Origin of the sequence: Streptomyces sp. NPDC059247, assembly GCF_042754005.1 — a bacterium.
Classification (GTDB): Bacteria; Actinomycetota; Actinomycetes; order Streptomycetales; family Streptomycetaceae; genus Streptomyces.
The window spans coordinates 152442-163320 of sequence record NZ_JBHYZW010000007.1 but is presented as its reverse complement, the minus strand read 5'-3'; the positions used below and the strand labels follow the sequence as shown (position 1 = coordinate 163320).

Annotated in this window: 9 protein-coding genes; 8 read left to right on the top strand and 1 reads right to left on the bottom strand. The window is 71.7% G+C overall.

The window, feature by feature from the left end; all coding sequences use genetic code 11:
* Positions 1 to 153 precede the first annotated feature (153 nt).
* The 8 genes from ruvC to ACFXGN_RS15995 all read left to right on the top strand — a co-directional run bounded on the left by ruvC (position 154) and on the right by ACFXGN_RS15995 (position 9330).
* Positions 154 to 717 (top strand): crossover junction endodeoxyribonuclease RuvC, encoded by a 564-nt coding sequence (ruvC, locus tag ACFXGN_RS16030; protein ID WP_384858887.1) that lies wholly within the window; start codon positions 154 to 156, stop codon positions 715 to 717.
* The gene (gene ruvA / locus ACFXGN_RS16025) at positions 714 to 1343 is read left to right on the top strand and encodes a Holliday junction branch migration protein RuvA (RefSeq protein ID WP_384858884.1); all 630 of its coding nucleotides are present in this window, start codon (positions 714 to 716) and stop codon (positions 1341 to 1343) included. The genes ruvC and ruvA overlap by 4 nt, the downstream gene beginning before the upstream one ends.
* A gap of 44 nt (positions 1344 to 1387) precedes the next feature.
* Positions 1388 to 2476 (top strand): Holliday junction branch migration DNA helicase RuvB, encoded by a 1089-nt coding sequence (ruvB, locus tag ACFXGN_RS16020; protein WP_384858882.1) that lies wholly within the window; start codon positions 1388 to 1390, stop codon positions 2474 to 2476.
* Positions 2477 to 2640: 164 nt separating this feature from the next.
* Positions 2641 to 3117: a preprotein translocase subunit YajC gene (gene yajC / locus ACFXGN_RS16015; protein WP_384858880.1), complete on the top strand. Its 477-nt coding sequence runs from the start codon at positions 2641 to 2643 to the stop codon at positions 3115 to 3117.
* 147 nt (positions 3118 to 3264) lie between these two features.
* Positions 3265 to 5019, top strand: a complete 1755-nt coding sequence (secD, locus tag ACFXGN_RS16010) for a protein translocase subunit SecD (RefSeq protein ID WP_384858877.1) — start codon at positions 3265 to 3267, stop codon at positions 5017 to 5019.
* Between the two features lies 1 nt (position 5020).
* Complete coding sequence (gene secF / locus ACFXGN_RS16005) at positions 5021 to 6091, top strand: protein translocase subunit SecF (protein ID WP_384858875.1); 1071 nt, start codon at positions 5021 to 5023, stop codon at positions 6089 to 6091.
* Positions 6088 to 6639, top strand: a complete 552-nt coding sequence (locus ACFXGN_RS16000; RefSeq protein WP_366442470.1) for an adenine phosphoribosyltransferase — start codon at positions 6088 to 6090, stop codon at positions 6637 to 6639. Before secF ends, ACFXGN_RS16000 begins: the two co-directional genes overlap by 4 nt.
* Before the next feature lie 213 nt (positions 6640 to 6852).
* Positions 6853 to 9330, top strand: coding sequence for a bifunctional (p)ppGpp synthetase/guanosine-3',5'-bis(diphosphate) 3'-pyrophosphohydrolase (locus ACFXGN_RS15995; protein WP_366442471.1), 2478 nt, complete (start codon positions 6853 to 6855; stop codon positions 9328 to 9330).
* A 172-nt stretch (positions 9331 to 9502) separates the two neighbouring features.
* Here ACFXGN_RS15995 and ACFXGN_RS15990 read toward each other — a convergent pair whose 3' ends face one another.
* The gene (locus ACFXGN_RS15990) at positions 9503 to 10732 is read right to left on the bottom strand and encodes a DUF349 domain-containing protein (RefSeq protein ID WP_384858872.1); all 1230 of its coding nucleotides are present in this window, start codon (positions 10730 to 10732) and stop codon (positions 9503 to 9505) included.
* Positions 10733 to 10879 lie beyond the last annotated feature (147 nt).

Sequence of the window (10879 nt, the reverse complement as noted above, 5' to 3'; positions counted from 1 at the left end):
TTCCGCCTCCGGCGCGTTTCTCGCCCCGTCTCATATCTCCATCCCGGGGGGGCCCCCCGGGGGGGGGGGGGCCCCCCCCCCCCCCCCCCCCGCTGCGTTGTCGGTGGCAGCCGATAGCCTGCACAAACAGATGAGCGAAGAAAGGGGGACGACGTGCGCGTCCTCGGGGTGGACCCCGGGCTGACCCGGTGCGGCGTCGGCGTCGTCGAGGGCGTCGCCGGACGTCCCCTGACCATGCTCGGCGTGGGAGTGGTCCGCACGCCCCCCGGCGACGACATCGGCCCCCGGCTCGTCGCCGTCGAGCGCGGCATAGAGGAGTGGCTCGACCGCTTCTCGCCCGAACTCGTCGCCATGGAGCGGGTGTTCAGCCAGCACAACGTGCGTACGGTGATGGGCACGGCCCAGGCGAGCGCCGTCGCCATGCTCTGCGCCTCGCGCCGGGGCATCCCCGTCGCGCTGCACACCCCCAGCGAGGTCAAGGCCGCCGTCACCGGCAGCGGACGCGCCGACAAGGACCAGGTCGGAGCCATGGTGACCCGGCTGCTCCGGCTCTCCGCGCCCCCGAAGCCCGCCGACGCCGCCGACGCCCTCGCCCTCGCCATCTGCCACATCTGGCGCGCCCCCGCCCAGAACCGCCTCCAGCAGGCCGTCGCCCGCAGCCGCCTCCAGCAGACGGCCGCACCACAGCCCTCCGCCGTGAAAGGCCGAACCCGATGATCGCCTTCGTCAGCGGCCAGGTCGCCGCCCTCGCCCCCACCACCGCCGTGATCCAGGTCGGCGGTGTGGGGATGGCCGTGCAGTGCACCCCGGCCACCCTCGCCCGGCTGCGGATCGGCGAGGACGCCCGGCTCGCCACCTCCCTCGTCGTCCGTGAGGACTCCCTCACCCTGTACGGCTTCGCCGACGACGACGAGCGGCAGGTCTTCGAACTGCTCCAGACCGCCAGCGGCGTCGGCCCCCGCCTCGCCCAGGCCATGCTCGGGACGCACAGCCCCGACACCCTGCGCCTCGCCGTCTCCACCGGCGACGAGAAGACCCTCACCGCCGTCCCCGGCATCGGCAAGAGGGGCGCCCAGAAACTCCTCCTCGAACTGAAGGACAAGCTCGGCGCCCCCCTCGGCGGCAGCCTGGTCGGCGCCCAGCGCGCCGCCGCCACCAGACCCGCGCCCTGGACCGAGCAGCTCTCCGCCGCCCTCATCGGCCTGGGCTACGCCGGCCGCGAGGCCGACGAGGCCGTGAGCGCCGTCACGCCGCAGGCCGAGGCCGCCCTCGCCGAGACCGGCACCGCGCCCGTGCCGCAGCTGCTGCGCGCCGCCCTGCAGACCCTCAACCGGACCCGCTGAGCCACCCCGGCCCACCGGGCCGTACGAACGAGAAGGCATCCACCGTGAACTGGGACGACGACACCGCAGCCGAGGCCCCCGAGGACGGGGCACGGCTCGTCGGAGCCGCCGCCGAGGGCGACGACCAGGCCGTCGAGGCGGCCCTGCGCCCCAAGGACCTCAGCGAGTTCGTCGGCCAGGAGAAGGTCCGCCAGCAGCTCGACCTGGTCCTCAGGGCCGCCCGCCAGCGCGGTGCCACCGCCGACCACGTCCTGCTCTCCGGCGCCCCGGGCCTCGGCAAGACCACCCTCTCGATGATCATCGCCGCCGAGATGGGCGCCCCGATCCGCATCACCTCCGGCCCCGCCATCCAGCACGCCGGGGACCTCGCCGCGATCCTCTCCTCCCTCCAGGAGGGCGAGATCCTCTTCCTCGACGAGATCCACCGCATGTCCCGGCCCGCCGAGGAGATGCTCTACATGGCGATGGAGGACTTCCGGGTCGACGTCATCGTCGGCAAGGGCCCCGGCGCCACCGCCATCCCGCTGGAACTGCCGCCGTTCACCCTGGTCGGCGCCACCACCCGGGCCGGACTCCTGCCGCCCCCGCTGCGCGACCGCTTCGGCTTCACCGGCCACATGGAGTTCTACGACCCCCGGGAGCTCCGGCGGGTCGTCCACCGCTCCGCGGGCCTCCTCGACGTCGAGATCGACCCCGCGGGCGCCGCCGAGATCGCCGGCCGCTCCCGGGGCACCCCCCGCATCGCCAACCGCCTCCTGCGCCGGGTCCGCGACTACGCCCAGGTCAAGGCGGACGGCGTCATCACCCGGGAGATCTCCGAGGCCGCCCTCCGCGTCTACGAGGTCGACGCACGCGGCCTCGACCGGCTCGACCGGGCCGTCCTGGAGGCACTGCTCAAGCTCTTCGGCGGCGGCCCCGTCGGCCTCTCGACCCTCGCCGTCGCCGTGGGGGAGGAGCGCGAGACCGTCGAGGAGGTCGCCGAACCCTTCCTCGTACGGGAGGGTCTGCTGGCCCGTACGCCCCGTGGCCGGGTCGCCACTCCGGCGGCCTGGGCCCACCTCGGACTCGTTCCGCCGCAGGCAGCGGGCCCGGCGGTGCCAGGAAGCGGACAACAGGGGCTCTTCGGGGCGTGACGGTGCGGACACTCGCCCGCGCAGGAACCGGGGTGCGATGCTGGACGTTGTTCCATCGATGCGGACTCGCCTAGACTCCGCCGATGCCGCCCTTTCCGGTCGGCGCGCCCACCCCCGAAGATCAGGCCGCGGTTCTCCGCGACCATGCGAAGGAAACCCGTCCCGTGAACATCGTGACCCTCCTCCCCTTCATCGTCCTCATCGGGGCCATGTTCCTGATGACCCGCTCCGCCAAGAAGAAGCAGCAGGCGGCGGCGAAGATGCGTGACGACATGCAGCCCGGTACCGGCGTGCGGACGATCGGGGGGATGTACGCCACGGTCAAGGAGATCGGCGACGAGACCGTCCTCCTGGAGGTCGCCCCCGGCGTGCACGCGGTCTACGCCAAGAACTCCATCGGCGCGGTCCTCGACGACTCCGAGTACAACCGGATCGTCCACGGCGACGAGGAAGAGGACGAGGCGTCGGACACCGACACGGTCGTCCCGGACGACGCCTCCTCGCTGACCGAGGCCGCCGACGCCACGGAGACCGAGGACGCGGCGCCGAAGGCCGACCTGACGAAGAAGGCGGACGCGGCCGAGGCCGCGACCGAGGGGCAGAAGGACGGCAAGACCGACGGCGAGACCGACGCGAAGTAGTCGCGGCCGGGGACACCGCACCCGCCCACCGGGCGCGCGCGGTGTCCCCGGAACGGTTCCACGTCTGCGGGGGATGGTCCCCACACACACTTCGTGGCCGTCCCGCGCACACCCGGCGCGGGACGGTTGGACAGGGAGATACGACAGGTGGCAGCACCGAAGAAGGGCCGAAGGCCGGCGGGGGGACAGAGCCGGCCGGGCCGCGCCCTGGCACTCATCCTGATCGCCATGGTCGCGCTCACCGGCGGGATGTTCTGGTCGGGGCACACCACCCCGCGCCTGGGCATCGACCTCGCCGGTGGCACGTCGATCACGCTCAAGGCCAAGGCCGAGCCGGGCCAGGAGTCGGCGGTCAACGAGACCAACATGAACACCGCGGTCGACATCATCGAGCGCCGTGTCAACGGTCTGGGTGTCTCCGAGGCAGAGGTCCAGACCCAGGGCCGCGAGAACATCATCGTCAACATCCCTCGCGGGACGAACGAGAAGCAGGCCCGTGAGCAGGTCGGCACCACCGCCCAGCTCTACTTCCGGCCCGTTCTCGCGGTGACGAACGGCGCGCCCGTGCCCGCGCCGACCGCCGACTCCACCGGCTCCCCCTCGGCCAAGCCGACGCCGACCGCCTCCGGCGCGACCGTCGGCGGGAAGACGCCGTCGCCCGGCGCCACCCAGGGCCGCGCGCTCACCGAGGCCCTCAAGGCCCCGAGCCCCACCGCCACGGCCACGGCCACCGCCTCCGCGACGCCGAAGGCCACGGGCACCCCCACGGAGGCCCCGAAGCCCGACGCGGCCACCGCGGCGCTCCAGAAGAAGTTCACCGAGCTGAACTGCCTCGACCCCAAGCAGCGGACCTCCGCGGGCCAGGGCGTCAAGCCCGCCGAGCCCACCGTCGCCTGCGGTGAGGACGGCCCCGGCGTCTGGTCGAAGTACATCCTCGGCCCGGCCGAGGTCGAGGGCCGTGACGTCGACGACGCCAAGGGCGTCTTCGACCAGCAGCGCGGCATGTGGATCGTCACCATGGACTTCACGGGCTCCGGCTCGAAGAAGTTCCAGTCGATCACCGGCAAGCTGTCGACCCAGACCGACCCGCAGAACCGCTTCGCGATCGTCCTCGACGGCGAGGTCGTCTCGGCCCCCTCGGTGCGCCAGACCCTCAGCGCCAGCGCCGAGATCTCCGGCAGCTTCAACCAGCAGTCCGCCCAGGACCTCGGCAACATCCTGTCCTACGGCGCCCTGCCGCTGTCCTTCCAGACCCAGAGCGTCGACACCGTCACCGCCGCGCTCGGCGGCGACCAGCTGGAGGCCGGTCTGATCGCCGGCGCCATCGGCCTCGGTCTCGTGATCATCTACCTGGTGGCCTACTACCGCGGCCTGTCGATGATCGCCATCCTCAGCCTCGGCGTCTCCGCGCTGCTCACCTACGTGATCATGGCCCTGCTCGGCCCGGCCATCGGCTTCGCGCTGAACCTGCCGGCCGTCTGCGGCGCCATCGTCGCCATCGGCATCACCGCGGACTCGTTCATCGTGTACTTCGAACGCATCCGCGACGAACTCCGCGAGGGCCGTACGCTCCGCCCGGCCGTCGAGCGCGCCTGGCCGCGCGCCCGCCGCACCATCCTGGTCTCCGACTTCGTGTCGTTCCTGGCCGCGGCCGTGCTCTTCGTCGTCACCGTCGGCAAGGTCCAGGGCTTCGCGTTCACGCTCGGCCTGACCACCCTGCTCGACGTCGTCGTGGTGTTCTTCTTCACCAAGCCGGTCATGACGCTCCTCGCGCGGACCAAGTTCTTCGGCAACGGCCACGCCTGGTCCGGCCTGGACCCGAAGCGCCTGGGCGCCCAGCCGCCGCTGCGCCGTACCCGCCGTGCCACCGCCTCTGGCCCTGTCGACCCGAAGGAGGCGTGAGATGTCGAAGCTCGGAGATCTCGGTGCCCGGCTCCACCGCGGTGAAATCGGATACGACTTCATCGGCAACCGCAAGATCTGGTATGGCCTGTCCATCCTGATCACGATCACCGCCATCGCCGCCCTGGCCGTCCGCGGCGTCAACATGGGCATCGAGTTCCAGGGCGGCGCCGTCTTCACCACCCCGAAGTCGAACGTCAGCGTCACCCAGGCCCAGGAGTACGCGGAAGAGGCCTCCGGCCACGACGCGATCGTCCAGCAGCTCGGCAACGGCTCCCTGCGCATCCAGGTCGGCGGCCTCGACACCGCGCAGTCCGACCAGGTCCGCACGGAGCTGGCCAAGGACCTCGCCGTCCCCGAGGACAAGATCGCCGCCGAGCTGGTCGGTCCCAGCTGGGGAGAGCAGATCGCCAACAAGGCCTGGACCGGCCTGGCGGTCTTCATGATCCTCGTGGTGATCTACCTGGCCATCGCCTTCGAGTGGAGAATGGCGGTCGCGGCGCTCATCGCCCTGATCCACGACCTCACCATCACGGTCGGCATCTACTCGCTGGTCGGCTTCGAGGTCACCGTCGGTACGGTCATCGGTCTGCTGACGATCCTCGGATATTCGCTGTACGACACCGTGGTCGTCTTCGACTCCCTCAAGGAGTCGACGAAGGACGTCACCAAGCAGACCCGCTTCACCTACAGCGAGCTGGCCAACCGCTCGATCAACGGCACCCTGGTCCGTTCGATCAACACCACCGTCGTCGCGCTGCTGCCGGTCGCGGGCCTGCTCTTCATCGGTGGCGGTGTCCTCGGCGCGGGAATGCTCAACGACATCTCGCTGTCGCTGTTCGTCGGCCTCGCCGCCGGCGCGTACTCGTCGATCTTCATCGCCACCCCGCTCGTCGCGGACCTCAAGGAACGCGACCCGGCGATCAAGGCGATGAAGAAGCGCGTCCTCGCCAAGCGGGCCGCAGCCGCCGCCAAGGGCGAGTCCCTCGACGACGGCGACGAGCTGTCCGAGGCCGCCGTGGTCGGCTCGCAGGCCGGCCGCCGGGGCCGCGCCCAGGAGCACCGAGGATGACCGCCGAGGCCCCGGACGTCACCGGGCTCCTGCTCAGCCGCATCCGTGACGTCCCCGACTACCCGAAGCCGGGCGTGCTGTTCAAGGACATCACCCCGCTGCTCGCGGACCCGGAGGCGTTCACCGCCCTCACCGACGCCCTCGCCGCCCTGTGCTCCGCGCACGGCGCGACGAAGATCGTCGGCCTGGAGGCGCGCGGCTTCATCCTGGCCGCCCCGGTGGCCGTCCGCGCGGGCCTGGGCTTCATCCCGGTCCGCAAGGCCGGAAAGCTCCCCGGGGCGACGCTCCGCCAGGCGTACGAGCTGGAGTACGGCACCGCCGAGATCGAGGTGCACGCCGAGGACCTGGCCGCGGGCGACCGCGTGATGGTCATCGACGACGTCCTCGCCACCGGAGGGACGGCCGAGGCCTCGCTGGAGCTCATCCGGCGCGCGGGCGCCGAGGTCGCGGGCGTCGCGGTCCTCATGGAGCTCGGCTTCCTGCCGGGCCGCGCCCGGCTGGAGCCCGCCCTGAAGGGGGCGCCGCTCACCGCGCTGATCACCGTCTGACGCCGGGCCCAGGCCCGTGACGGGGGCGCTCCGGGGAATTCCCGGGGCGCCCCCCTCGTTTTCCGGAGTGCGCCGGTCCGGTACTCCGGGAGCGGAAGCGACGCGCGAGCGGGCACGTCCGCGCCCCGGGCGCGTGAGCAGCGCGCCCCCCGGCTCGATACCATGGGATCTCCGGGCCTGACCGGGGGACCCGGAACCGCACGAGGAGCGCTCTTGCCAGACGAGGCCCAGTCACTCTCCGCCGCGCAGCCCGACCCGAAGGCCGACCAGGCAGCGCAGGGGACGGGCACGCCCCAGAACAAGCCGGCGGAGACCGGGCCCACGCCTGCCGCACCGGCCCCCGGGACCCCGGCGCCCGCGCCCGTACGGCCCGCTCCGGCCGCGCCCGGCCGCTCCGGCGGCTCGTCCAACCGCGTCCGCGCCCGTCTCGCCCGGCTGGGCGTCCAGCGCTCCTCCCCGTACAACCCGGTCCTCGAACCGCTGCTGCGGATCGTCCGGTCCAACGACCCGAAGATCGAGACGGCCACGCTCCGCCAGGTCGAGCGGGCCTACCAGGTCGCCGAGCGCTGGCACCGGGGCCAGAAGCGCAAGAGCGGCGACCCGTACATCACGCACCCGCTCGCCGTCACCACCATCCTCGCCGAGCTGGGGATGGACCCGGCGACCCTGATGGCGGGACTCCTGCACGACACCGTCGAGGACACCGAGTACGGCCTCGACACCCTCCGCCGCGACTTCGGCGACCAGGTCGCCCTGCTCGTGGACGGTGTCACCAAGCTCGACAAGGTCAAGTTCGGCGAGGCGGCGCAGGCCGAGACCGTCCGCAAGATGGTCGTCGCCATGGCCAAGGACCCGCGCGTCCTGGTCATCAAGCTCGCCGACCGCCTGCACAACATGCGCACCATGCGCTACCTCAAGCGGGAGAAGCAGGAGAAGAAGGCCCGCGAGACCCTGGAGATCTACGCCCCGCTGGCGCACCGGCTGGGCATGAACACCATCAAGTGGGAGCTGGAGGACCTCGCCTTCGCGATCCTCTACCCCAAGATGTACGACGAGATCGTCCGGCTCGTCGCCGAGCGCGCCCCCAAGCGGGACGAGTACCTCGCCATAGTGACCGACGAGGTCCAGGCCGACCTCCGCGCCGCCCGCATCAAGGCCACCGTCACCGGCCGCCCCAAGCACTACTACAGCGTCTACCAGAAGATGATCGTCCGCGGCCGTGACTTCGCGGAGATCTACGACCTGGTCGGCATCCGCGTCCTCGTGGACACCGTCCGCGACTGCTACGCGGCGCTCGGCACCGTCCACGCGCGATGGAACCCGGTCCCCGGCCGGTTCAAGGACTACATCGCGATGCCGAAGTTCAACATGTACCAGTCGCTGCACACGACGGTCATCGGACCCAACGGCAAGCCCGTCGAGCTCCAGATCCGCACCTTCGACATGCACCGGCGCGCCGAGTACGGCATCGCCGCGCACTGGAAGTACAAGCAGGAGGCCGTCGCGGGCGCCTCCAAGGTCCGCGCCGACGTGCCGAAGAAGACCGGCAAGGACGACCACCTCAACGACATGGCGTGGCTGCGGCAGCTCCTCGACTGGCAGAAGGAGACCGAGGACCCCAGCGAGTTCCTGGAGTCGCTGCGCTTCGACCTCTCGCGCAACGAGGTCTTCGTCTTCACCCCCAAGGGCGATGTCATCGCCCTGCCCGCCGGAGCCACCCCCGTCGACTTCTCGTACGCGGTCCACACCGAGGTCGGCCACCGCACCATAGGGGCGCGGGTCAACGGACGCCTGGTGCCGCTGGAATCGACCCTCGACAACGGCGACCTGGTCGAGGTCTTCACCTCCAAGGCGGCGGGCGCCGGTCCCTCCCGCGACTGGCTGGGCTTCGTCAAGTCCCCGCGCGCCCGCAACAAGATCCGTGGCTGGTTCTCCAAGGAGCGCCGCGACGAGGCCATCGAGCAGGGCAAGGACGCCATCGCGCGGGCCATGCGCAAGCAGAACCTGCCGATCCAGCGGATCCTGACCGGCGACTCCCTCGTCACCCTCGCGCACGAGCTGCGCTACAGCGACATCTCCTCGCTGTACGCGGCGATCGGCGAGGGTCATGTCACCGCCCAGTCCATCGTGCAGAAGCTCGTCCAGGCCCTCGGCGGCGAGGAGGCCGCCACCGAGGACATCGACGAGACCGCGCCGCCCGTCCGGGGCCGCTCCAAGCGCCGCGCCAACTCCGACCCCGGCGTCGTCGTCAAGGGCGTCGAGGACGTCTGGGTCAAGCTGGCCCGCTGCTGCACCCCCGTGCCCGGCGACCCGATCATCGGATTCGTCACCCGGGGCAGCGGCGTGTCGGTCCACCGCAGCGACTGCGTCAACGTGGAGTCGCTCTCGCGGGAGCCCGAGCGGATCCTGGAGGTCGAGTGGGCCCCCACCCAGTCGTCCGTCTTCCTGGTCGCCATCCAGGTCGAGGCGCTGGACCGGTCCAGGCTCCTGTCGGACGTCACCCGGGTCCTCTCGGACCAGCACGTCAACATCCTCTCGGCGGCCGTCCAGACCTCCCGCGACCGGGTGGCCACCTCGCGCTTCACCTTCGAGATGGGCGACCCGAAGCACCTGGGGCACGTCCTGAAGGCCGTCCGGGGCGTCGAGGGCGTCTACGACGTGTACCGCGTCACCTCGGCCCGCAGGCCGTAGGCCCGGGCGTCTCGGACCGCTCCGCGAGCCCGGGGTCCGGCAGACCGGCACGGGGACCCGCCCGGAGACCTGTCCGGAGACCCGCCCGGCGGCCCCGCCGCCCACGGCACACCACGAGGAAGGCCCCCCGGCAGCACGCCGGGGGGCCTTCCTCGCACGGATCGCCGGGGCCTCAGCCGCCGAACTCCACCAGGCCCTTCAGCGCCTGGTCGAGCAGGGCCTGGCGGCCCTCCAGCTCACGGGAGAGCTTGTCGGCCTTCGCGTCGTTGCCCGCGGCACGGGCCGCGTCGATCTGCTTGCGCAGCTTCTCCACCGCGTCCTGGAGCTGACCGGTCAGACCCGCGGCACGCGCGCGCGCCTCCGGGTTCGTCCGGCGCCACTCGCCCTCCTCGGCCTCCTGGATCGCCCGCTCCACCGTGTGCATCCGGCCCTCGACCTTGGGACGTGCGTCCCGGGGCACGTGCCCGATGGCCTCCCAGCGCTCGTTGAGGGAGCGGAAGGCCGCACGGGCCGCCTTCAGGTCCGTCACCGGCACCAGCTTCTCGGCTTCGGCGGCGAGGTCCTCCTTCAGCTTCAGGTTCTCCGTCTGCTCCGAGTCCCGCTCGGCGAAGACCTCGCCGCGCGCCGCGAAGAACACGTCCTGGGCACCGCGGAAACGGTTCCACAGATCGTCCTCGTGCTCGCGCTGCGCCCGGCCCGCCGCCTTCCAGTCCGTCATCAGCTCGCGGTAGCGCGCCGCCGTGCCGCCCCAGTCGGTCGAACGGGACAGCGACTCCGCCTCGGTGACCAGACGCTCCTTGACCTTGCGAGCGTCCTCGCGCTGGGAGTCCAGCGCGGCGAAGTGGGCCTTGCGCCGCTTCGAGAACGCCGAGCGGGCGTGCGAGAAGCGGTGCCACAGCTCGTCGTCGGACTTCCGGTCGAGCCGGGGAAGGCCCTTCCAGGTGTCCACCAGGGCCCGCAGGTGCTCGCCCGCCGAGCGCCACTGCTCGCTCTGGGCCAGCTCCTCGGCCTCGACGACCAGCTTCTCCTTGGCGATGCGCGCCTCGTCGGTCTGCTTGGCCTTCTGGACCTTGCGCTCCTCGCGGCGCGAGTCGACCGTCCCGACGAGCTTGTCCAGCCGGGTGGCGAGCGCGGCCAGGTCACCGACGGCGTGGTGCTCGTCGACCTGCTGCCGGATGTGCTCGATCGCCGTCGTGGCGTCCTTCGCCGAGAGGTCGGTGGTCCTCACCCGCTTCTCGAGGAGGCCGATCTCGACCACCAGGCCCTCGTACTTGCGCTCGAAGTAGGCCAGGGCCTCCTCAGGGGTGCCGGCCTGCCACGATCCGACGACCTTCTCGCCCTCGGCCGTCCGCACGTACACGGTGCCCGTCTCGTCGACGCGGCCCCACGGGTCGCTGCTCACAGCGCCTCCTCACCATGATGCCGTCGTGGGGTGGTACCCCCCGGGCATCGTCCACAGTTTCCCGGCGGGCCTCGCCCGCCTTCCGCAGCGCGGCCTACGGCCCAACGCTGCACAACGCCAATCTAGGCGAACCGCGCCCCGGCTGTC